At 64.9% G+C, this 22,768-nt stretch carries 22 protein-coding genes; 5 read left to right on the top strand and 17 right to left on the bottom strand.

Annotation, left to right across the window (positions count from 1 at the left end; genetic code table 11):
• Positions 1-12 precede the first annotated feature (12 nt).
• Complete coding sequence (locus tag U0025_RS03140; RefSeq protein WP_004211191.1) at positions 13-561, top strand: shikimate kinase; 549 nt, start codon at positions 13-15, stop codon at positions 559-561.
• Complete coding sequence (aroB, locus tag U0025_RS03135) at positions 552-1,661, top strand: 3-dehydroquinate synthase (RefSeq protein WP_004211189.1); 1,110 nt, start codon at positions 552-554, stop codon at positions 1,659-1,661. The genes U0025_RS03140 and aroB overlap by 10 nt, the downstream gene beginning before the upstream one ends.
• Positions 1,662-2,037: 376 nt before the next feature.
• Here the strand turns inward: aroB and rpmE are convergent, their stop codons facing one another.
• The 12 genes from rpmE to rpsB form a co-directional block, all read right to left on the bottom strand.
• Positions 2,038-2,262 (bottom strand): 50S ribosomal protein L31, encoded by a 225-nt coding sequence (gene rpmE / locus U0025_RS03130; protein ID WP_004211187.1) that lies wholly within the window; start codon positions 2,260-2,262, stop codon positions 2,038-2,040.
• A gap of 114 nt (positions 2,263-2,376) precedes the next feature.
• The gene (gene fabZ / locus U0025_RS03125) at positions 2,377-2,856 is read right to left on the bottom strand and encodes a 3-hydroxyacyl-ACP dehydratase FabZ (protein WP_004211185.1); all 480 of its coding nucleotides are present in this window, start codon (positions 2,854-2,856) and stop codon (positions 2,377-2,379) included.
• 4 nt (positions 2,857-2,860) lie between these two features.
• Positions 2,861-3,529 (bottom strand): OmpH family outer membrane protein, encoded by a 669-nt coding sequence (locus tag U0025_RS03120; RefSeq protein WP_004211184.1) that lies wholly within the window; start codon positions 3,527-3,529, stop codon positions 2,861-2,863.
• The gene (gene bamA, locus U0025_RS03115; protein WP_037491135.1) at positions 3,529-6,165 is read right to left on the bottom strand and encodes an outer membrane protein assembly factor BamA; all 2,637 of its coding nucleotides are present in this window, start codon (positions 6,163-6,165) and stop codon (positions 3,529-3,531) included. The genes U0025_RS03120 and bamA overlap by 1 nt, the downstream gene beginning before the upstream one ends.
• 88 nt (positions 6,166-6,253) lie before the next feature.
• Entirely contained in the window at positions 6,254-7,387 is a 1,134-nt protein-coding gene (gene rseP / locus U0025_RS03110; protein WP_004211182.1) for an RIP metalloprotease RseP, read from the bottom strand.
• Positions 7,384-8,541 (bottom strand): 1-deoxy-D-xylulose-5-phosphate reductoisomerase, encoded by a 1,158-nt coding sequence (locus tag U0025_RS03105; protein ID WP_004211180.1) that lies wholly within the window; start codon positions 8,539-8,541, stop codon positions 7,384-7,386. The genes rseP and U0025_RS03105 overlap by 4 nt, the downstream gene beginning before the upstream one ends.
• Positions 8,541-9,317, bottom strand: a complete 777-nt coding sequence (locus U0025_RS03100; protein ID WP_004211179.1) for a phosphatidate cytidylyltransferase — start codon at positions 9,315-9,317, stop codon at positions 8,541-8,543. Before U0025_RS03100 ends, U0025_RS03105 begins: the two co-directional genes overlap by 1 nt.
• A gap of 5 nt (positions 9,318-9,322) precedes the next feature.
• Positions 9,323-10,063 carry an isoprenyl transferase gene (locus U0025_RS03095; protein WP_004211178.1) on the bottom strand — a complete coding sequence of 247 codons (741 nt, stop codon included), beginning with the start codon at positions 10,061-10,063 and terminating at the stop codon, positions 9,323-9,325.
• A gap of 43 nt (positions 10,064-10,106) precedes the next feature.
• Complete coding sequence (gene frr, locus U0025_RS03090) at positions 10,107-10,664, bottom strand: ribosome recycling factor (protein WP_004211176.1); 558 nt, start codon at positions 10,662-10,664, stop codon at positions 10,107-10,109.
• Between the two features lie 2 nt (positions 10,665-10,666).
• The gene (pyrH, locus tag U0025_RS03085; protein ID WP_004211175.1) at positions 10,667-11,392 is read right to left on the bottom strand and encodes a UMP kinase; all 726 of its coding nucleotides are present in this window, start codon (positions 11,390-11,392) and stop codon (positions 10,667-10,669) included.
• A gap of 226 nt (positions 11,393-11,618) precedes the next feature.
• A complete protein-coding gene (tsf, locus tag U0025_RS03080) occupies positions 11,619-12,545 on the bottom strand; it encodes a translation elongation factor Ts (RefSeq protein ID WP_004211172.1) in 927 nt (308 codons plus the stop codon).
• A 105-nt stretch (positions 12,546-12,650) separates the two neighbouring features.
• Complete coding sequence (gene rpsB, locus U0025_RS03075; RefSeq protein ID WP_004211171.1) at positions 12,651-13,409, bottom strand: 30S ribosomal protein S2; 759 nt, start codon at positions 13,407-13,409, stop codon at positions 12,651-12,653.
• A gap of 257 nt (positions 13,410-13,666) precedes the next feature.
• On the opposite strand from rpsB, the gene U0025_RS03070 reads away from it, so the two are divergent.
• On the top strand, positions 13,667-13,903 hold the full coding sequence (locus U0025_RS03070) for a hypothetical protein (protein ID WP_004211170.1): 237 nt from the start codon (positions 13,667-13,669) through the stop codon (positions 13,901-13,903).
• 14 nt (positions 13,904-13,917) lie between these two features.
• Here the strand turns inward: U0025_RS03070 and U0025_RS03065 are convergent, their stop codons facing one another.
• Both U0025_RS03065 and U0025_RS03060 read right to left on the bottom strand, forming a co-directional pair.
• Complete coding sequence (locus U0025_RS03065) at positions 13,918-14,631, bottom strand: CDP-alcohol phosphatidyltransferase family protein (protein ID WP_051156968.1); 714 nt, start codon at positions 14,629-14,631, stop codon at positions 13,918-13,920.
• Positions 14,632-14,681: 50 nt separating this feature from the next.
• A complete protein-coding gene (locus U0025_RS03060) occupies positions 14,682-15,416 on the bottom strand; it encodes a phosphatidylserine decarboxylase (protein WP_029547694.1) in 735 nt (244 codons plus the stop codon).
• 203 nt (positions 15,417-15,619) lie between these two features.
• Between U0025_RS03060 and U0025_RS03055 the strand changes: the two genes are divergently transcribed.
• On the top strand, positions 15,620-16,840 hold the full coding sequence (locus tag U0025_RS03055) for an NADP-dependent isocitrate dehydrogenase (protein ID WP_004211167.1): 1,221 nt from the start codon (positions 15,620-15,622) through the stop codon (positions 16,838-16,840).
• Positions 16,841-16,959: 119 nt separating this feature from the next.
• Positions 16,960-18,573 (top strand): bifunctional GNAT family N-acetyltransferase/carbon-nitrogen hydrolase family protein, encoded by a 1,614-nt coding sequence (locus U0025_RS03050; protein WP_004211166.1) that lies wholly within the window; start codon positions 16,960-16,962, stop codon positions 18,571-18,573.
• Between the two features lie 54 nt (positions 18,574-18,627).
• On the opposite strand, the gene glmS is transcribed toward U0025_RS03050, so the two are convergent.
• The 3 genes from glmS to glmU all read right to left on the bottom strand — a co-directional run bounded on the left by glmS (position 18,628) and on the right by glmU (position 22,720).
• Positions 18,628-20,451: a glutamine--fructose-6-phosphate transaminase (isomerizing) gene (gene glmS, locus U0025_RS03045; protein WP_004211165.1), complete on the bottom strand. Its 1,824-nt coding sequence runs from the start codon at positions 20,449-20,451 to the stop codon at positions 18,628-18,630.
• Positions 20,452-20,567: 116 nt separating this feature from the next.
• Positions 20,568-21,431 carry a metallophosphoesterase gene (locus tag U0025_RS03040; RefSeq protein ID WP_004211164.1) on the bottom strand — a complete coding sequence of 288 codons (864 nt, stop codon included), beginning with the start codon at positions 21,429-21,431 and terminating at the stop codon, positions 20,568-20,570.
• The gene (glmU, locus tag U0025_RS03035) at positions 21,428-22,720 is read right to left on the bottom strand and encodes a bifunctional UDP-N-acetylglucosamine diphosphorylase/glucosamine-1-phosphate N-acetyltransferase GlmU (RefSeq protein WP_037491129.1); all 1,293 of its coding nucleotides are present in this window, start codon (positions 22,718-22,720) and stop codon (positions 21,428-21,430) included. Before glmU ends, U0025_RS03040 begins: the two co-directional genes overlap by 4 nt.
• Positions 22,721-22,768 lie beyond the last annotated feature (48 nt).

The raw sequence follows: 22,768 nt of genomic DNA, 5'->3' as shown, positions 1-22,768 counted from the left end.
GCCCCCCTCGCCATGCAGCGAAACAGCAAATTCCCGGAGAGCAAAGCCAAGCGCGGCCCGATCGTGCTGATCGGCATGATGGGCGTGGGCAAATCCACCGTCGGCCGGCGCCTTGCCGCGCGCCTGGGCCTGAGCTTCGTCGATGCCGATGAGGAGATTGAGCGGGCCGCCGGCATGAGCGTGAGCGAGATCTTCGCCCGCTATGGCGAGGCCCATTTCCGCGATGGCGAGCGCCGGGTGATCGCCCGGCTGATGGACGGCGTGCCCAAGGTGATCGCAACCGGCGGCGGCGCCTTCATGCAGGACGAGACCCGCGCGCTGATCCTGGACCATGCCACCACCATCTGGCTGGATGCCGATATCGAGGTGCTGGTCGACCGCGTGTCGCGCCGTGAAGGGCGCCCGCTGCTGAAGGATCGCGACCCGCGCATCGTGCTGACCGAACTGGCGGCGGTCCGCAACCCCATCTACGCGCTGGCGCCGATCCATGTGAAGAGCATCGCCGCGCCGCACGAGGTCGCCGTCGACCGCATCCTGGAGCAGCTATCCGCATGGCACTAGTCCCCGTCGCGCTGGGCGCGCGCAGCTATGACATCGTCATCGAACAGGGCGCGCTCGATCGTGCGGCCGACCATCTGGCGCGCTATGCCCGTGGCGGGCGGCTGGTCGTCGTCACCGACACCCATGTCGCGGCGGCGCAACTCCCCCGGCTCGACGCCAGCCTGCGCCGCGCCAATATCGTCATCGAACCGATCATCCTGCCGGCGGGCGAACAGACCAAGAGCTGGCGCCATCTGGAGGAACTGCTCGACGCGCTGCTGGCGCTGGAGATCGAGCGTGGCGACCATGTGATCGCGCTGGGCGGCGGCGTGATCGGCGATCTGGTCGGCTTTGCGTCGTCCATCCTGAAGCGCGGCTGCCATTTCGTGCAGTTGCCCACCACCCTGCTGGCGCAGGTCGACAGCTCGGTCGGCGGCAAGACCGCGATCAACGCACGCGCCGGCAAGAATCTGATCGGCAGCTTCTACCAGCCCAGCCTGGTGCTGATCGACCCGTCGGTGCTCGACAGCCTGCCGCTGCGCGAAACCCGCGCCGGCTATGCCGAGGTGGTCAAATATGGCCTGATCGACGATCCCGACTTCTTTGCCTGGTGCGAAGCCAATGCCGACCGGCTGCTGGCCGGCGACGCGGAAGCCCGCACCTATGCGATCGAGCGCAGCGTGCGCGCCAAGGCGGCGATCGTCGCCGATGACGAGCGCGAGACGACCGGCCGGCGCGCCCTGCTGAACCTTGGCCACACCTTCGGCCATGCGCTGGAGGCCGATACCGGCTTTTCCGACACGCTGCTCCATGGCGAGGGCGTGGCCGCCGGCATGGCGCTTGCCTTCCGCTATTCGGCGCGCCTTGGCCTGTGCAGCGCGCAGGATGCGGAACGGGTCACCGCGCATCTGAAGGCGATCGGCCTGCCCCATGACCTGGCCAGCGCCCATGTAAAGGCCGACGGCGCGGCGCTGGTGGCGCATATGCTGCACGACAAGAAGATGGCGGCGGGCACCCTGCCCTTCCTGCTGGCGCGCGGCATCGGCCAGACCTTCCTGTCGAAGGATGTCGTGCTGGACGATGTGGCGGCGTTCCTCGACGCGGACCGCGCCGGCGCCTGACCAGGGCGGCGCGCGGGCGCCAGTCGGCCTTTCATTTCGTCATCCCAGCGAAGGCTGGGATCTGTGGCCTTGTCACGCTTCATCGCCTAAGACCCCAGCTTTCACTGGGGTGACGGCCTTGGCTTGTCCCGACATTTCAGCACCGATCGGCCTCGGTAATAATCGGGACATTCGCCCGCAGCATTTGCGGGTTAGATCATTCCTTGTCAGCGGCATCCCCTTGCAGATCCCCCTCTGTCGCCGCTGATCCTCCCCTGAACCTCGGCCTCCAGCTTTTAGCTGGAGGCCCTTTTTTGTGCCGTGCGCATCGCGCCCAGGCACAAAAAAAGGGCGCCCGGTTGGGCGCCCTTTCGATATCGTGCCTGTGAAAGGCCGATTACTTCTTCAGCGTCAGGCCGCCAAAGCGCTTGTTGAAGCGCGCAACCTGGCCACCGGTGTCCAGCTGGCGGTTGCCGCCGGTCCAGGCCGGGTGCGACTTGGGGTCGATGTCGAGCGCCATCGTGTCGCCTTCCTTGCCCCAAGTCGAGCGGGTCTGGAAGGTGGTGCCGTCGGTCATCTGGACGGTGATGAAGTGGTAATCGGGGTGGGTATCGGCCTTCATGGCGTCTTGCTCCGTGTGTGTGCCGGTTCCGACCGGCTATGGATGCGATAAAATGCGAAGGCGCGCCGTTAGCGTTTTCGGCGCGCCAAAGCAAGGAAAAGGATGTGCCTTCGCTCAGTCCTTGGGCGGATCGGCGATCATCGCGACGAAATTGGCTTCCGCCGCCAGCTTGCCGTCGATCAGCGCACGGCCGGCGAACTTGCAGACCGCGCCGCGCATCTGCGTCACTTCGACATGCAGGTCGAGCAGGCAGCCCGGCTCCACAGGGGTCCGGAACTTCGCGCCGTCGATGCTCATGAAATAGACGAGCTTGCCGGAATCCGCGAGCCCCAGCGAATCGACCACCAGCACGCCGGCCGCCTGGGCCATGGCCTCGACGATCAGCACGCCCGGCATGATCGGCCGGCCGGGGAAATGCCCCTGGAAGAAGGGCTCGTTCATCGACACCGCCTTGATCGCGTGGATCGACTGGCTCGGCACCAGCGACGCCACGCGGTCAACCAGCAGCATCGGGTAGCGATGCGGCAGGGCAGCCATGACCCGACGGATATCCATCGGGCCACGGGCTTCCTTGTTATCAACCTCTCCGGTCATCTTATCAGCGCGACTTGGGCGCCTGCGCCGGGTTGGCGGGGGCCGGAGCGGCAGCGGCCGGGGCCGCAGCCTGGCCCTGACGACCGCCCGGCTGCCAGCCGGCGGGCGGGGTGATGCCGACGCTGGGCACCAGCGTGTTGAGTTCGGTCACGACCGCGGCCGTGATGTCGACGGTCGGCTGATAGGACACGGTCGCGTCGGGCGACAGGACCAGGTCGACCTTCGCCTTGGTCATGGCGGCCTTCAGCGCGTCCGACAGCTTGGCGGTGATCTGTTCCTCGACATAGGCGTTGGCGAGCGCGATCGGCTGGCCCAGGCGCTGCAGTTCGGCCTGCGCGGTCTGCTGCGACTGCTGGAACTGCTGATACTGGGTTTCGATCGCCGGGGTCGGCTTGCCGCCGGCCGCCTTCAGGGCAGCCTGCAGGGCGTCGCCCTTGGTCTTGAGATCAGTGTCGATCGCGGTCTTGCGCGCGGTGAAGCTGTCGATCTGCGCCTTGTAGGTGGTCTGGATCTGGGTGCGGGCGGTCGAATAGGCGGCGCTGGTGGCAACCGCGCGCTGCAGATCGACGACGGCGATGCCCTGCTTCGACTGGGCAGCGGCCGGCGCTGCGGTCAGAGCGATGGCGGTGACAGGCGCGATACCGAGCGCCAAAGCCTTGATAAACGTCTTCATCAGAATTGAGTCCCTACGTTGAAGGTGATGAGTTTGTTGTCGTCCCCTGGTTCCTTGAGCAGGGCCTTGGCGATGTCGATGCGGAACGGCCCGAAGGGCGAGTTCCAGTTGACACCGAAGCCCACGGACAGACGCGGAGAAAGCGTGTCGCCCAGATAATCTTCTTCGAAGCCGCCACTAACGGCAAAATCCGACACAGAGGTATAAGCAGCCGGACAGATCGGATTCTTGGCGGTGCCGTCAGCCCGCACCGTCGTCAGGCCGGTCGCACTACAGTAACCTGGGAAGTTGATCGTGCCTGGATTTTTCAGGCCAGCAACCGCGCCAGCGTCAACAAAGATCGACGGCCGCAGCCCCATTTCACGCGCGCCAGATCCCAGCGGGATCTCCATTTCTGCCCGCCCCATATAGTAGACACGGCCGCCGAGCGCGTCGTCCGACACATTATTGTTGCCGGTCCGGCGCTCATAGTCCCCCGTTTCCGAGTTGAGCGTCACATAATAGCGCTTCACGCGCGGACCAACGCCGCGAATGTCGAAGCCGCGCATCTGCGGTTCGCCCAGGAAGAAGCGGTCGGTCAGGCGGATCGGGTCGACTTCGGCGCCGGTGGCGTCATAGCGCGTGCCCTGGAGGCTGTGGATATAGCCGCCTTCCCCCGTCAGCGAGAAGATGAAGCCGCCGCCCAGGCCCCAATATTTGGCAGCATTGGCGCGGGTCCGGATGTAGCGGACGTCGCCGCCCAGACCCGCGAAATCCTGGCTCAGCGTAACGGTCTGGCCGCGGGTCGGACGGATGCGGTTGTCGCGGGTATCATAGATCAGCGAGTAGCCGATCGACGAGGTGGTGCGCTTGCCGATGGCGTCGCAGAGATAGCGGCCGGCCAGCAGCGGGTCGCAGACGCCGTCGGTATAATAGGTGTCCTTGTCCAGCGTCACGTCGTCGAAGTTCAGCGTGTAGCGCAGCGCCAGCGAGACATATTCGGTGATCGGCACGCCGGCACGCAGCTGGAAGCCGGTCGTGGTCTGTTCATAGGTGGTGTCGCGGTCGTTATTGCTGAGATAACGGAAGCTGTTGAGGTCGCGACGATAGATATCGCCACCCAGCGCGATATTCTTGTCCATGAAATAGGGCTCGGTGAAACCCACTTCGACCGACTTGGAATAAGCCGAATAATTGACCGAGGTGCGCAGTTCCTGGCCCTTGCCGCGGAAGTTGCGCTGGGTGATCGACGCCGAGATGATGAAGCGTTCGAGCGAGGAGTAGCCGGCCGAGAGCGAGAGTTCGCCGGTCGACTTTTCCTGGACGTTGGTTTCCAGCACGATGCGGTCGGGCGCCGAGCCGGGCTTCTGCTCGATGTCCAGCTTCTCCTGGAAGAAGCCGAGCGAGTTGATGCGATCCTTCGAGCGCTTGACGAGGAAGCTGTTGAAGGCGTCGCCTTCGGCCAGGCGGAATTCGCGACGGACGACCTTGTCCTGGGTCAGCGTGTTGCCGTTGATATCGACGCGTTCGACATAGACGCGCGGGGCGTTGGCGATGCGGAAATTGATCCCCATCGTCAGGTCGTCCTTCGACCGGTTGAAGTCGGGTTCGACCTGGGCGAAGGCATAGCCGAACAGGCCGGCGGTTTCGCTCAGCGTGTCGACCGTGTCCTCGACCTGCTTGGCATTGTACCAGTCGCCCTTCTTCATCGGCAGGCGGCGGGTCAGCGCATCGCCCGACAGGTCGCGAATATCGGATTCGACCTTCACGTCGCCGAACTTGTAGCGATCCCCTTCCTCGACCACATAAGTGATGATGAAGTCCTGCTTATCAGGCGTCAGTTCCGCGACGGCCGAGATCACGCGGAAATCGGCATAGCCTTCGGTCAGGTAGAATTGGCGCAGCTTCTGCTGGTCATAGGCCAGGCGATCCGGGTCATAGCTGGTGCCCGACGAGAAGATGCGGAACCAGCGCGACTGCTTGGTCACCATCTGGCCGCGCAGTTCGCCGTCCTTGAACTTCTCGTTGCCGATGATGTTGATCTGGCGGACCTTGGACTTGGGCCCTTCCGAGATTTCGAACACGATGTCGACGCGGTTCTGGTCCAGTTGGACCATCTTGGGCTCGATCGTCGCGGCAAAGCGGCCCTGGCGGCGATACAGCTCGACGATGCGGGCGACGTCGGCGCGGACCTTGGAGCGGGTATAGATCTGGCGCGGCGCCAGTTTTATTTCGGGACGGATCTTGTCGTCCTTCAGGCGCTTATTACCTTCAAGGACGATACGGTTGATGACGGGGTTTTCCTTCACCTCGACGGTCAGCGCGCCGCCATCGTTGCGGATCTGGACGTCGGCGAAGAGTTCGGTCTCATACAGGTCGCGCAGCGCCTGATCGAGCGATTCCTGGCTGAAGGCCTGGCCCACGCGCAGCTTGGTGTAGGACATGACCGTGTCCTGCTCCAGACGCTGGGTGCCGGTCACGGTGATGCTGCGGATCGTGCCTTCGGGCGTATTGGCCGTGGACGCCGCGATCGGCGCAGCCGCCGGTGCTGCCGGGGCCGCATTCTGGGCCATCGCCGGCACGGCCGACAGGCCCGCAATCATCGTCGTGGCCAACAGGGCCGCGATGATCGGACGCTGGCCCTTGCTGCTGTTCATCGCTGTCACCCGCTCACCTCAAAAAAGTAAAAAACTGTTTCGCCAGAAATAGACGGCGCCGAACCGCGCCTTCCCTGCCCGATGCGGCTCAGCCGATCAAGCCGGACAGCCGCTCCCACAATCCGAAAGACGACAAATCGTTGAAGGTCACCAGCAACATGACCGTCATCAGCAGCGCCAGACCCGACCGATAGGCCCAATCCTGCACCTGCGGGCTCACCGGCCGCCGCTGCACTGCCTCCACCCCATAGAAAAGCAGATGACCGCCATCCAGCATGGGAATTGGCAAGAGGTTGATGAACCCCAAATTAATCGAGATGAGGGCGATGAAGAAGATGAAGCTCTCCAGCCCCAGCGTCGCCGCCTGCCCCGATACCTGCGCGATCTTGAGCGGGCCGCCCAGTTCCTTGACCGAACGATCGCCGCCGATCACCTGGCCCAGCGTCTCCACCATGATGCGGATGATCTGGCCAGTGCGCTCGATCGCCACCACGGGTGCGCGCAGCAGGCTGACCGGTTCGATCACCGGTTCGCCCGGCGCGATGCCCAGACGTCCGATGCGGAACTTGTTGCCGAAGCCGTCATCTTCGCTGACCGCGCCGACATGGCCCCGCTTCTCGATCACCTGCCCCTTGCGGTCGAGCAGGATCGTCACCGGTTCGCCGGGCCGGATCTGGGCATAAAGGCGGATATCGTCGAAGGTGCTCATCGCCCGGCCATTGAGCGAGACGATGCGATCGCCCGGCTGAATGCCGGCCATGGCAGCGGCGCTGCCGGGCTGGACCATGCCGGCGACCGCCGGGGTCCGGCTTTCGCCATGCAGGAAGGCGAAGGCGGCCAGGATCAGGATAGCGAAGAGGAAATTGATCGCGGGGCCGGCGGCGACGATCGCCGCGCGCTGCCACAACGGCTTGGCCGGGAAGCTTTCGGCGCGATCCTGCGCCGACATTTCCAGCCATTTGGGATCGGTCTGGCTGGCCGCGTTCATGTCGCCCTTGAAGCGAACATAGCCGCCCAGCGGCAGCGCCGCGAGCCGCCAGCGGGTGCCGCGCCTGTCCACCCAGGCGGCGATTTCCGGGCCGAAGCCGATCGAAAAGGCCTCCGCCTTCACCCCGCACCAGCGTCCGACCAGATAATGACCCAGTTCATGCACGAAGACGAGCGGCCCGATGACCGCCACGAAAGCCAAGATGGTCAACAGGAAACCGGGATTGTGGATCAAACCGTCAATCTTTCCATCACATCACCCGCCATAACCCGTGCCGTTGCATCGGCGTGCAGGACATCGTCCATGCAGGCAGGCATCGGCGCGCTATAGCGATTGAGAACATCCTCCACAATCATGGCGATATCAAGGAAGCCGATGCGGCCGGCCAGAAAGGCCGCCACGGCGACCTCGTTCGCGGCGTTGAGGATGGCGGCCGATGCGTCGCCCGCCTGCGCCGCCGCGCGCGCCAGGCGCAGCGCGGGGAAACGCCGGTCGTCGGGCGCTTCAAAGTCCAGACGGCCGATCCGGGCCAGGTCGAGCGGCTGACAGGGCGTGGCGATCCGCGCCGGCCAGGCCAGCGCATGGGCGATCGGGATGCGCATGTCGGGCGAGCCGAGCTGTGCCAAAGTGGACCGGTCGCGATATTCGACCATCGAATGGATGACCGATTGCGGGTGGACCAATATCTCGATCCGGTCGAGCCCGACCGGGAAGAGATGGGCCGCCTCGATCAGTTCCAGCCCCTTGTTCATCATCGTCGCGCTGTCGACGCTGATCTTCGCGCCCATCGACCAGTTGGGATGCGCCACGGCCTGCGCCGGCGTGATGGCGCGCATATCCTCATAGCCCAGGGTGCGAAACGGCCCGCCGCTCGCGGTCAGGATGATGCGGGCGACATCGTCCAGGCTGCTGCCGGCCAGGCACTGGAAGATCGCATTATGCTCGCTGTCCACCGGCAGCAGCGTCGCGCCCGAAGCGGTCGCCGCCTGCATCATCAGCGCGCCGGCCGACACCAGCGATTCCTTGTTGGCCAGCGCCACCGTGCCGCCGGCCTGCAGCGCGGCAATGGTGGGCTTGAGGCCCGCGCAGCCGACGATCGCGGCCATGGTCCAGTCGGCACCCGCCGCCGCGGCATCGACCAGAGCCCCCTCGCCCGCCGCCGCCTCGACACCCGATCCGGCGAGCGCGTCCTTGAGCGCACCATATTGGGCTTCGTCCGCGACCACGGCGACCTTCGCACCGACCGCGCGCGCGGCGGCGGCAAGGCCGGCGACATCGCGGTTGGCGGTCAGGGCAATGACTTCATGGGCATCGGGTTCGCGCTGGATCAGGTCCAGCGTCGACATGCCGACCGATCCGGTGGCGCCGAAGACGGAAACGCTGCGCATCAGGCGCCCGCCAGGACCAGATAGAGCAAGGCGGCGAGCGGCGCGGCCGCCACCACGCCGTCGAGCCGGTCCATCACCCCGCCATGTCCGGGCAGGAGATTGCTGCTGTCCTTGACGCCGGCGCGGCGCTTCATCGCGCTTTCGAGCAGATCACCAAGCTGTGCCGCCACGGCGAGCAGGCCGCTCGCCGCCGCCAGCTGGATCGGCAGGTCGGCAAAACGATAGAGAAGGAAGCCGGTGAGCAGGGCCGCGAGCACGCCGCCACCCAGCCCCGACCAGGTCTTGGACGGGCTGACCCGCGGCGCCAGCTTGGGCCCGCCGATCGAGCGGCCGGCAAAATAGGCGCCGATATCGGTCGCCCAGACCAGGCCGAGCGCCCAGAAGGCCAGCAGCAGGCCATGGCTGTCGGGCGCCTGCCCACGCAGGAACAGCAGCGCCATCACCGGCAGGCAGATATAGAGAATGCCGAGCGCCAGCTTGATCGCGCGGCTGGTGATCAGCACGAAGAAGAAGGAGGCCATCATCAGGCCGAAACCGAGCCAGGACACGCCCGCCGCCACTGGGCAGAGGATCGCCAGCGGCACCGAGACGGCATACATCGCCATCTTGCGCTGATCGGACGAGGCGCCGGTCAGCATGCCCCATTCGCCCATCATCAGCACACCGGCGATCGACAGCAGCATCCAGAAGACGAAGCCACCAAAGACCAGCGCGCCCACAGCCATGGCGATCAGGCCAAGGCCAACGATCGTGCGGGTCCGCAATTCACTCGACATGTTACTCACAGTCCGCCGAAACGGCGGTCCCTCATGCGGAAGGCGTCGAGCGCCTGCGCCAATGCCCGGCCATCGAAATCAGGCCAGAGCATATCGGTAAAATAGAGTTCGGCATAAGCCGCCTGCCACAGCATGAAATTGCTAAGCCGCTGTTCGCCCGAGGTGCGGATCAGCAGGTCGAGCGGCGGCAGGTCGGCGGTGTAGAGTTCGGCGTCGATCGCCTCGATGCCGATATTCTCGGCCGACAATTCACCGCTCGCCACCCGCTGCGCCAGACGCTGCGCCGCGCGCACCATCTCGTCCTGCGCGCCATAGTTGAGCGCGATCGCGATCACCGGGCCAGTGTTGGCGGCGGTGCGCGCCATCGCGCTTTCGATCAGGTCGACCAGGCCAGGCTCCAGCGCCTTGTAGTTGCCGATCACCCGCAGCCGCACGCCATTGGCATGGAACTCGTCGATATCCGACTGGATGAAATGGCGCAGCAGTCCCATCAGGTCGGACACTTCGGTCGCCGGACGCTTCCAGTTCTCCGAGGAGAAGGCATAGAGCGTCAGGCATTCAAGGCCCATATCCTGCGCCGCGCGGGCGACGCGGCGCACCGCCTCCACCCCGGCGCGATGGCCGGCGATGCGCGGCAACAGCCGCTTCTTCGCCCAGCGGCCATTGCCGTCCATGATGATGGCGACATGGCGCGCACCATGGGCAGGCGCAGCGCTGGTAAGATCGGGCTTGGCTTGTGTGGCCATCAGATAGGAATGCGTGCTTTGGCCGCGAAAGAAAAGCCCCGGCTTACTGGCCGAGGATTTCCTTTTCCTTGGCCGAAGCGGCCGCGTCGATATCCACGATGGTGGCGTCGGTCAGCTTCTGGACTTCGGTTTCCAGACGCTTGCGCTCGTCTTCGCTGATCTCGCCCTTCTTCTCGTCGGTCTTCAGGCTGTCCATGCCGTCGCGACGGACGTTGCGGACGGCGACGCGCGCGCCTTCGGCATATTTGCTGGCGAGCTTGGCCAGTTCCTTGCGGCGTTCCTCGGTCAGGTCGGGGATCGGCAGGCGCAGCGTCTGGCCGTCGACGATCGGGTTGAGGCCCAGGCCCGCCGAACGGATCGCCTTGTCGCAGGGGCCGACATTGGCCTTGTCCCACACCTGGACCGACAGCATGCGCGGCTCGGGCGCCGACACGGTGGCGACCTGGTTCAGCGGCATGTTGGCGCCATAGACGGTGACCATGACGGGATCGAGCAGCTGCACATTGGCGCGGCCGGTGCGCAGACCGGTGAGATCGCCCTTCAGCGCTTCGATTGCGCCGGCCATGCGGCGTTCGAGGTCGGACTTGTTATACTGGGCCATTATTAGCGCTCCTGATTTTGCACGATCGTCGCGGTGCCTTCACCCGCCAGCACCTTGGCCAGGTTGCCTTCCTCGCGGATGTTGAAGACGACGATGGGAATATGATTTTCACGACACAGCGCGATCGCGCTGGCGTCCATGACCTTGAGATTGTCGGTCAGCACCTGGTCGAAGCTGATCGCCTCATAGCGGGTGGCGTCCGCCACCTTCTTGGGATCGGCGTCATAGATGCCATCGACACTGGTGCCCTTGAACAGCGCGTCGCAGTTCATTTCCGCTGCGCGCAGGGCTGCGGTGGTATCGGTGGTGAAGAAGGGATTGCCGGTGCCCGCCGCGAAGATCACGATCCGGCCCTTCTCCATGTGGCGCACGGCCTTGCGCCGGATATAGGGCTCACACACCGACGCCATCGGAATGGCCGACTGAACGCGGGTGTCGCAGCCGATCTTTTCCAGCGCATTCTGCACCGCCAGCGCGTTCATCACGGTCGCCAGCATGCCCATATAGTCGGCGCTGGTGCGGTCGAAGCCCTTGGCCGCGCCGGCAAGGCCGCGGAAGATGTTGCCGCCACCCACGACCACGCACAGTTCGAAGCCCGCATCCTTAGCGGCGGCGATTTCGCCAGCGACGCGATCGACGGTCTCGGGATCGATGCCGAACTGGCCGGACCCCATCAGCACCTCGCCCGACAATTTCAGCAGGATGCGTTTGAAGGCTGGCCGGGTCATGTGGGGCAAGAATCCTTGATGGTTGGCAGGGGAAGCGGCCGGGACATTAGAGGCGGTAAAGCGCGATGCCAAGGGGCGTTTGTCGTGCGCTCCAGCCTCTTCATGGAGAAAGCGGCACCGATGGCGCCCGGCCCGACCGGCGCCGACCGCCGAACGCACCACGCTCTCATAGAAAAAGGGCGCCCCGCAGGACGCCCCTTCCCTTTGCTTGTCGCTCGATCGGCGATCAGGCGCCGGCGGCAGCAGCCACTTCGGCGGCGAAGTCGCTGACTTCCTTCTCGATGCCTTCGCCCAGCTGGAAGCGGACATAGGACTTGAGCGAGATCGACTTGCCGGCATCCTTGGCCGCCTTGGCGACGACGTCGGCGATCGGGGTCTTGTTGTCCATCACGAACAGCTGCGAGAGCAGGGCCTGCTCCTTGGCGAACTTGGCGACCGCACCGTCGACCATCTTGGCGACGATTTCGGCGGGCTTGCCCGATTCGGCAGCCTTTTCAGCGGCGATCGCGCGCTCACGCTCCAGCAGGGCCGGATCGATGTCGTCAGCCGACAGGGCCAGCGGGAAGGCAGCGGCGATGTGCATGGCCAGCTGCTTGCCCAGCGGCTCCAGAACGTCGGCGGGGGCATCGCCTTCGAGCGCGACGAGCACGCCGATCTTGCCGAGGCCCGGCGCAGCAGCGTTGTGCACGTAGGGCACGACGACGCCTTCGGCCACTTCGACGTGAGCGACGCGACGCAGATTCTGGTTTTCGCCGATGGTGGCGATGTTGGCGACCAGCTTTTCGGCGATGGTGCCGCCGGCGGGGTGCGGCTGGGCCGACAGGGCTTCGGCGTCAGCCGCGCCCGATTCCAGCGCAACGGTCGACACGGTGCGAACGAAGTCCTGGAACTGGTCGTTCTTGGCAACGAAGTCGGTTTCGCTGTTCACTTCGACGGCAACGCCCTTGGTGCCGGCGACGGCAACGCCGACCAGGCCTTCAGCAGCGGTGCGGCTCGACTTCTTCTGGGCAGCAGCCAGACCCTTGGCGCGCAGCCAGTCGGTCGCCGCTTCGATGTCGCCATTGGCTTCGGTGAGGGCCTTCTTGCAATCCATCATGCCCGCGCCCGAACGGTCGCGCAGTTCCTTGACGGCGGCAGCGGTAATCTCGGCCATGTTGAGGCTCCTAAATCAAAAGGGGTTTAATCAGATAAGCACTAGGGCGCGCTCCGTAATGGACCGCGCCCTAGCCTGTCATTCTTGCAGTTCGAAGACCGCGGATCAGGCCTGCGCGACGACCTCTTCGGCCTCGGGCTCGTCCAGAGCGCCCATGTCGATGCCCGAAGCCTGCTGCGCACCACGGTTGCCCTTGGTGGCGGCGGCGGCAACGGCGTCGCAGTAGAGGCGGATGGCGCGGCTGGCGTCATCGTTCGCCGGAACCGGGAAGGCGATGCCATCGGGCGAGACGTTCGAGTCGAGGATGGCGACAACCGGGATACCCAGGGTGTTGGCTTCCTTGATCGCCAGCTCTTCCTTGTTGGCGTCGATCACGAACATGACATCGGGGATGCCGTTCATGTCACGGATGCCGCCCAGCGACAGTTCCAGCTTCTCACGCTCGCGGGTCATCTGGAGGACTTCCTTCTTGGTGAAGCCGTGGGTATCGCCCGACAGCTTCTCTTCGAGGGTCTTCAGGCGCTTGATCGAGCCCGAGATGGTCTTCCAGTTGGTGAGCATGCCGCCCAGCCAGCGGTGGTTGACGAAGTGCTGGCCCGACTTGCGGGCGGCTTCGGCGATCGGATCCTGGGCCTGGCGCTTGGTGCCGACGAACAGAACCTTGCCGCCGCCGGCGACGGTGGCCGACACGAAGTCGAGGGCGCGCGCGAAGAGCGGCACGGTCTGCGACAGGTCAAGGATGTGGATGCCGTTGCGGTCGCCGAAGATGTACGGCTTCATCCGCGGGTTCCAGCGGTGGGTCTGGTGGCCGAAGTGGGCGCCAGCCTCGATCAATTGCTGCATGGTGACGACGGGGGTCGCCATAATCATTTCTCCTTCCGGTTGCTACCTCTGGGAATCAGGAACCTTGGATGGTCTCAAAGACCCGTCCGGCACCGGATATGTCGATTCCCATGTGGAATGGGCGCGCCTTTAACGCCCAAAACCCCGTTGCGCAAGGGGTTGACTCGCTCTCAATATGAGAACATAAAGTGAACAGATGGAACAAACAGTCTAAACGCCCGTTTGCACCGACATAGTGAGCCTAAGCGTGCAAATGGCAAGATAGAAAGTCAGCGGCCATGTTCACCATTGTTGCAGCGACCATTTTCTCCGCCGCCTTCCTGCTGGCGGTCGGCACCATTGCCTGGATGTTTGCGCTCTATCATCAGAAGATGGCGGCAGCTTTGCTGTTCGAGCCGATTCCCCAGACCCCGCCCGTCTATCATATCCGCATCACGCGGAACCGCGTGCGCCAGCCGGCCCGCGGCGCCACCCTGTCCGCCCCCGCCCTGCCCGGCAGCGCCCTCGCTGCCTGAACGGGGCATAAGGCTCAGCCAACAGGCTGCTTGCGCACCTTCGCGTAGGACAGGATGCCGAACGGAATCAGCAGCACATAGACGCCGCAGATCAACAGCAGAGTGAGCCAGGGCTGGGTCGCCAGCGCCGCCGCCAACAGGCCGACAAAGGCGATGAGTTCCAGCCGGATGCGCTTGCGCAGCCGCAGCGCCGACCAGCTATAGGTGGCGATGCTGGAGATCATCAGGAAGGCCACGAACGCGGTCCAGGGCGCGACCACATACCAGGCGCGGAAAATCTCTTCGCCCGTCACCATCCACAGATAGAGCGGCACGAAGGTGAGGCCCGCACCGGCCGGCGCCGGCACGCCGGTCAGGAAGCCGGCCGATTTGTGCGGCTGCTCCTCGACATCGATATTGGCGTTGAACCGCGCCAGGCGCAGCGCGCAGGACAGGGCATGGGCGAGCGCGAAGATCCAGCCGAATTTCGGCATGGCGTGCAGCGACCAGAGATAGAGGATCAGCGCCGGCGCGACTCCGAAGGCAATCGAATCGGACAGCGAATCCAGTTCGGCGCCAAAGCGGCTCTCGCCCCGCAACATCCGGGCGATCCGGCCGTCCAGTCCGTCGAGCACGCCGGCGAACAGGATGGACAATACCGCCCGTTCCCACTCGCCCGAAATGCCGTAGCGCACGCCGGTGAGGCCGAAGCACAGCGCCATCGCCGTCACCGCATTGGGTGCCAGCATGCGCAGCGTGATGCCGCGCCGCAGCCCGCGCGGAACGGCGCGACGCTGCCTCACTGCTGGATGCCCGCGATCACGCGGCGATCGCCGATCTGGCCCAGGATCGTCTCGCCCGCGACGGTGCGCTGGCCCAGGATCACGCGCGGCGCGGTGCCAGCGGGCAGATAGACATCGACACGGCTGCCAAAGCGGATGAGGCCGATGCGCTGGCCGGCGGCGACCATGTCGCCCGGCTTGACGAAGGGTACGATGCGGCGCGCGACAAGGCCGGCAATCTGGGTGAAGCCGACGCGCAGGCCGTCATGACGCTCGACCAGGATATGCTGGCGCTCATTATCCTCGCTCGCCTTGTCGAGATCGGCGTTGAGGAACTTGCCCGAAATATAGGTGACGGCCTTCACCGTGCCGCCGATCGGGGTACGGTTGATATGGACGTCGAACACGCTCATGAAAATCGACACGCGGATCAGCGGCTGATCGCCCAGGCCATCAGGGCCGGCCATCTCGCGCGGCGGCGGCACACGCTGGATCAGAGTCACCAGGCCATCCGCCGGGGCGATGATCGCGCCTTCATCCTGCGGCACAGCGCGGATCGGATCGCGGAAGAAGGCCAGCACCCAGATGGTGACCATCAGCATCAGCCAGCCGATGATTTCCCAGCCCATCACGAAGAACAGGCCGGTGATCGCAGCCGCGATCGCGCCGAACTTCACCCCTTCGGGATGGACCGAGGGGAAGCGCCATTTGACATTGCCGCCTGCGGCAATCGTGATCTCGTCATTTTCCATGGGCATGTCTTTAGGGGGAGACATTGATCCTGACAACGACGATCCCCGTCCTTGGCTCCCGGCATGAACGCGCATCGCACAACAGTCTTGCGCATGCATCGCATGATCGGCCGGAAATCCGGCGCTGGACGGTTGAACATTGGCGGCGCAGGCCGTAGGGCGTCCCCATAATTCCACCCAAGAGAAGAAGGCGAATAGGCGCTATGGCGAAGATCAAGGTGAAAAACCCCGTCGTGGAAATCGACGGCGACGAAATGACCCGCATCATCTGGGAATGGATCCGTGAGCGCCTCATTCTCCCCTATCTCGACGTCGACCTGAAATATTATGACCTGTCGGTCGAGAAGCGCGACGAGACCAGCGACCAGATCACGATCGACGCGGCCAACGCGATCAAGGAATATGGCGTCGGCGTGAAGTGCGCCACCATCACCCCCGACGAAGCGCGCGTCGAGGAATTCGGCCTCAAGAAGATGTGGAAGTCGCCCAACGGCACGATCCGCAACATCCTGGGCGGCGTCGTGTTCCGCGAACCGATCGTCATCAAGAATGTCCCCCGCCTGGTTCCGGGCTGGACCGACCCGATCGTCGTCGGCCGTCACGCCTTTGGCGACCAGTATAAGGCCACCGATTTCAAGGTGCCCGGCGCCGGTACGCTGACCATGAAGTGGGTCGGCACCAATGGCGAGGAACTCGAATATGAAGTGTTCGAATTCCCCAGCGCCGGCGTTGCCATGGGCATGTACAATCTCGACGAATCGATCCGCGATTTCGCCAAGGCCAGCTTCAACTATGGCCTGAACCGCGGCTGGCCCGTCTATCTGTCGACCAAGAACACCATCCTCAAGGCCTATGACGGCCGCTTCAAGGATCTGTTCCAGGAAGTGTTCGACGCCGAATTCGCCGACAAGTTCAAGGCGGCCGGCATCGTCTACGAACATCGCCTGATCGACGACATGGTCGCGTCGGCGCTGAAGTGGAGCGGCAAGTTCGTCTGGGCCTGCAAGAATTATGACGGCGACGTCCAGTCGGACACCGTGGCCCAGGGCTTCGGCTCGCTCGGCCTGATGACCTCGGTCCTGCTGTCGCCCGATGGCAAGACCGTGGAAGCCGAAGCCGCGCACGGCACCGTCACCCGCCACTATCGCCAGCACCAGCAGGGCAAGGCGACCTCGACCAACCCGATCGCCTCGATCTTCGCCTGGACCCAGGGCCTGTCGTTCCGCGGCAAGTTCGACGATACGCCGGACGTCGTGAAGTTCGCCGAGACGCTGGAGCAGGTCTGCATCAAGACCGTCGAAGGCGGCGCGATGACCAAGGATCTGGCCCTGCTGATCGGCCCGGATCAGGCCTGGATGACCACGGAGCAGTTCTTCGAGGCGATCCGCGTCAATCTGGAAGCCGAAATGGCCAAGTGGGCCTGATAAAGGCTTTTTACCGGAACTGATCGCTTCCTGAAGCTTTCAATACGGAAACGGAACGAGGCGGCGCCGCATCCCGGCGCCGCCTTTTCCTTTTCGGATTGATGCGACGGGAGCGAAGAATGACCACGACAGCCAAGAAGCGCCTGGAAGTCCGGGCGGCGGTGCCCGGCGATGTGCGCGGCATCCAGCGGCTGATCGCCCGCGCCTATCCCGGCATGCCCAATTATTCGCTGGCCACCATCCGCGGCCAGATCAACAATTTCCCCAATGGCTGCTTCGTCGCCCTCTATGACAGCAAGGTCGTGGGCTATTGCGCCACCATGCGCGTCAGCAAGGCGATGGCCTTTTCCCATCATGACTGGGAGGAGATCACCGCCAACGGTTTCGGCACCCGCCACAGCGCAGCAGGCGAATGGCTTTATGGCTATGAAATGGCGGTCGATCCCAAGCTGCGCGGGCTGCGCATCGGCCAGCGCCTCTATGACGAGCGCAAGGAACTGGCCGAGGAACTGGACCTGCACGGCATCGTCATTGCGGGCCGCATGCCCGGCTATGCCCGCGCCAAGCGCCGCGCCGGCAGCCCGGCCGACTATCTGGAAAAGGTGGTCAGCGGCAAGCTGCGCGACCAGGTCATCAGCTTCCAGTTGAAGAACCAGTTCGAACCGCTGGGCGTGCTGGAAAATTACCTGCCCGAAGACAAGCAGTCGGATGGCCATGCCGCGCATCTGGTCTGGCGCAACCCCTATGTCGACCCGGACGAGGCACCCGAAATGCGGGTGCCGCGCGGCGTCGAAAGCGTCCGCCTCGCCACCTGCCAGCTCCAGGCGCGCGCGGTGAAGGATTTCGACGAGTTCGTCCGCAACATCGAATATTTCGTCGACGTGGCGGCCGATTATCGGTCGGACTTCATCGTCTTCCCCGAACTGTTCACCCTGCCCCTGCTCTCCTTCGAGACCAAGAAGCTCTCCCCGATCGAGGCGATCGACAAGCTGACCGGCTATACCCCGCGCCTGACCAAGGAACTGACGCGGATGGCGCTGGAATATAATATCAACATCATCGGCGGATCGCACCCGACCCGCGCCGACGATGGCGACATCCAGAATATCGCCTATGTCGCGCTGCGCGACGGATCGGTCCACACCCAGGAAAAGATCCACCCGACCCCCAACGAAGCCTTCTGGTGGAACATCAAGGGCGGCGACGCGCTCGACGTGATCCAGACCGACTGCGGCCCGATCGGCGTGCTGATCTGTTATGACAGCGAATTTCCCGAACTGGCCCGCCGACTGGTCGACCAGGGCGCGCGCATCATCTTCGTCCCCTTCTGCACCGACTCGCGCCTGGGCTATATGCGCGTGCGCTATTGCGCGCAGGCCCGCGCGATCGAGAATCAATGCTATGTCGTGATGTCGGGCAATGTCGGCAATCTGCCGAACGTCGACAATATGGACATCCAATATGCCCAGAGCGCGATCCTGACGCCGTGCGACCTGCCCTTCGCGCGGGACGGCATCGCGGCCGAGGCGAGCGAAAATGTCGAGACGCTGACCATGGCGGACGTGAACCTGGCCGACCTCAGCTGGGCGCGGGCCGAAGGCACGGTCCGCAACCTGCGCGACCGCCGCTTCGACCTCTATCATATCGACTGGGACAGCAATCCCGACCACAGCCACGCGCCAAGCGGCGGCCCGGTGCCGGCGGGTGGCCATAATTCGCCCGGTGGCGGCTGATCGAAGCCGCGGCAGCCAAAGCCCCTGCCATCATGACGGCAGGGGCGGCCCGGCTCACTCGACCGTGACGCTCTTCGCCAGGTTGCGCGGCTGATCGACGTCGGTGCCCTTGAGCACGGCGACATGATAGGCGAGCAGTTGCACCGGCACGGCATAGACCATCGGCGCGATCAGCGGGTGGACCTTGGGCATGGTGATGGTCGCGAGGCACCCCTCGCCCGCCGCCTGCACCCCGTCATAGTCGGAAATCAGCACCACCTTGCCGCCGCGCGCCTGCACCTCCTGCATGTTGCTGACGGTCTTTTCGAACAGGGGGCCGCTGGGCGCGATGCAGATCACCGGCACCAGTTCGTCGATCAGCGCGATCGGGCCATGCTTCATCTCGCCGGCGGCATAGCCTTCGGCATGGATATAGCTGATTTCCTTGAGCTTGAGCGCCCCTTCCAGCGCCAGCGGATAGTCGGTGCCGCGGCCGAGATACAGGACATCGCGCGCCGGCACGATATGATGGGCCATCGCCTCGATCGCCTCGTCATAGGCGAGCGCACCGTTGATCGCGGCGGGCGCTTCGGCGAGGTGACGGACAATTTCCTTCTCATCCTTGGCGCTGAGCTTGCCCTTGGCCCGCGCCAGATTGGCGGCGAAGGCAGCGAGCACGGCAAGCTGGCAGGTGAAGGCCTTGGTGGAGGCGACGCCGATTTCCGGGCCGGCATGGGTCGGCAGCAGCAGGTCGGCCTCGCGCGCCATCGAGCTGGTCGGCACATTGACGACGACGGCGATCTTCTGCCCCTGGGCGCGGGCATAGCGCAGCGCGGCGAGCGTGTCGGCGGTTTCGCCCGACTGGCTGATGAACAGGGCCAAGCCGCCCTCCTCCATCACCGGCTCGCGATAGCGGAACTCGGAGGCGAAATCCAAATCGACCGGCACGCGGGCGAATTGTTCGAACCAGTAGCGCGCGACCATGCCGGCATAGAAGCTGGTGCCGCAGGCGACGATGGTGACGCGGCGGATGGTCGACAGGTCGAAATCGGGGATCGGCAGCGACACGCGATCATCCATCCGCTGCAGATAGGCCTTGAGCGTCTGGGCCACGACGACCGGCTGCTCATAGATTTCCTTCTGCATGAAGTGGCGGTGATTGCCCTTGTCGATCATCGCGCCGGACACGCCGGAAATGGTGACCGGGCGTTCGACCGGGTTATTGTCCTTGTCGAAAATCTCGGCGCCATCCTTGGTGATGACGACCCAGTCGCCCTCGTCCAGATAGGCGATGCGCTGGGTCAGCGGGGCGAGCGCCAGCGCGTCGGAGCCGAGGAAGGTCTCGCCATCGCCATAGCCTACGACCAGCGGCGAGCCGAGGCGTGCGCCTATCAGCATGTCGGGATGGCTCTTGAACAGGATGGCGAGTGCGAAGGCACCGTGCAGGCGCGGCAGCACCTGGGCCACGGCCTCCTTCGGCGCCACGCCCTGCTCCACCAGTTCGCTGACCAGATGGGCGACCACTTCGGTGTCGGTCTGGCTGTCGAAGGTGCGGCCGCGGGCAATCAGTTCGTCGCGCAGCGGCTTGAAATTCTCGATGATGCCATTGTGGACCAGCGCCACTTCGCCGGTCGCATGCGGGTGCGCATTGCTGGTGGTCGGCGCGCCATGGGTGGCCCAGCGGGTATGGGCGATGCCGGTGGTGCCGGCCAGCGGCGACTGGCCAAGTTCCTTGACCAGATTGTTGAGCTTGCCCTCGGCCCGGCGGCGATCGATCCGGCCGTCATGCACGGTCGCGACGCCGGCACTGTCATAGCCGCGATATTCCAGCCGCTTGAGGCCATCGACCAGTCGTTCCGCGACCTGATCCTTACCAATAATTCCGATGATACCGCACATGGTGGAAAGCCCCGCCGAACCAGATTAGTCAGATAGCGTCCATATAGGACAGCTTTGTCGCCATGCCATTAATGCCGGTCAGGCGACAGCGCCATGGCTGAGCCATGAAAAGAATGTCATCGTGGCCGGATGGTGATCAGCCAGATGTCGGGCGGCGCCAGCATGCGGAAGGGCAGGCCGCTGGTGCCCACGCCTCCGGACACGATCATCGCCTTCCTGCCATCCTGATAGCGGCCGCAGGCATAGCGGGTGCCATAGCGGGAGGGCACATAGACGATCCCGGCAAAGGGCAGTACCACCTGACCGCAATGGGTATGGCCGACCAGGGTCAGCGACGGCGCATCGGGCAGCAGCGGGAAGACATCGGGTCCATGCGACAGGATGACCGGCGCGCCGCCAATGTCCTGCATCGCTTTCAACGTATCGGGTATGTCGGGCTTGCGGGTATAGATGTCCTTCAACCCGCCGATCGCCAGCGGCCCGCGCCGCACCGCGCCATCCTGTACTAGGGTGATGCCCAGATCGGCAAAGGCGCGCTGCCAGTCATCGGCGCTCAGCGCCACCCGGTTCTTCCTGCTGCGACTGTCATGATTGCCCAGCACCGCGACCACGCCCATCGGCGCGCGCAGCCCGGCAAAGGGGGCGATCGCGCGGCGCGCATCATAGGTCGCGCCCCATTTATTGTCGCCGATATAGTCGCCGCCCAGCAGGATCAGGTCGGGCTTGAGGCCGTTGATCCGGGCCACGATCCGCGCCATCCGCGCCGGGCTGTTGTCCGGCCCGGACAGATGGGTGTCGGTCAGCAGCGCGACCCTGATCGGCTGCTGAGACGCGCCCGCCGGGAAAGGCAGCACGACATCGGCGCGCCGCACGGCCGGCATCGCGCGCGCGTTCATCAGCAGCCAGAGCGGCCCTGCCACCGCGATCAGCAACAGGAGCAGCAGAGCGGACAGAAACGGCCGGCGCCGGATGAAGCTCAAGCCTTCGCCTTCCGCTCGCGCATGCGGGTGCGGAACGCCGCCGCCCAGCCCGGCTTGCTTTCCTGCTGCGGACGGACGAGACACAACGCGTCGGCCGGAACCGGCTTGGTCACGACACTGCCCGCCGCGACGATCGCGCCATCGCCGATCGTCGCCGGCGCGACCAGCGCGCTGTTGGAGCCGATGAAGGCGCCCGCCCCGATCTGCGTCTTATACTTGAAGAAGCCGTCATAATTGCAGGTGATCGTGCCCGCGCCGATATTGGCCGCCGCGCCGACGCTGGCGTCGCCGATATAGGAGAGGTGATTGACCTTTGCCCCTTCGTCGAGCCGCGCCTTCTTGATCTCGACGAAATTGCCGACCTTCGCCTTGGGGCCGATGTCAGCGCCCGGACGCAGCCGGGCATAGGGGCCGATGTCGGCGCCGCTGGCCACGGTCGCGCCTTCCAGATGCGAGAAGGCATGGATGACGACATTGTCGGCGATGGTGACACCCGGACCGAAGACGACATTGGGTTCGACCGTCACGTCGCGGCCCAGCACCGTGTCGTGCGCGAAGAAGACGGTCTGCGGCGCGACCAGGGTCACGCCCTCGCGCATCGCCTCGGCCCGGCGGCGGTCCTGCCACACGGCTTCGACGCCGGCCAGTTCGGCGCGGCTGTTGACGCCGGCCACTTCCCACGCTTCCGTCTCGATCACGGCGCTGTTCGCACCGGGCAGCATGATGATGTCGGGCAGATAATATTCGCCGGCCGCATTGTTGTTGCCGATCTGGTCCAGCAGCACGAAAAGGTCGCTCGCCCGCACCGCCATCAGGCCGCTATTGCACAAGGTGACGGCGCGCTCGGCCTCGCTCGCATCCTTAAACTCGACCATCTTCTCGATGATGCCCTGGCCATCGGCGATGATCCGGCCATACGCAGCGGCGTCCTCCGGGCGAAAGCCCAGCACCACCGCGCGCGGCTCGTCGCCCCGGCTCAACCGATCGAGCATCGCCTTCATGGTCGCGCCGCTGACCAGCGGCACGTCGCCATAGAGGATCAGCACGTCGCCCGCGAAGCCCGCCAGCGCATCATGCGCCTGCGCCACGGCATGACCGGTGCCAAGCTGCTGTTCCTGCACGGCGATGGCGACGCCGCTGCCCTCGACCGCCTTTTCCACCTGCTCGCGGCCGGCGCCGACCACGACCACCTGCCGCTCGGGCAGCAGGTCCGCGACGCTGGCAAGCAGGTGCAGCAACATCGGCCGCCCGGCGATCGGGTGCAGCACCTTGTGCGTGCCGGACTTCATCCTTGTGCCCTGCCCGGCGGCAAGGATGACGACTGCTAGGGGGCGAGG

The sequence above is a fragment of the Sphingobium yanoikuyae genome (assembly GCF_034424525.1).
GTDB classification, from domain to species: Bacteria; Pseudomonadota; Alphaproteobacteria; order Sphingomonadales; family Sphingomonadaceae; genus Sphingobium; species Sphingobium yanoikuyae.
The sequence above is the reverse complement of the archived record's forward strand: the minus strand, read 5'-3'. Positions and strand labels throughout refer to the sequence as shown.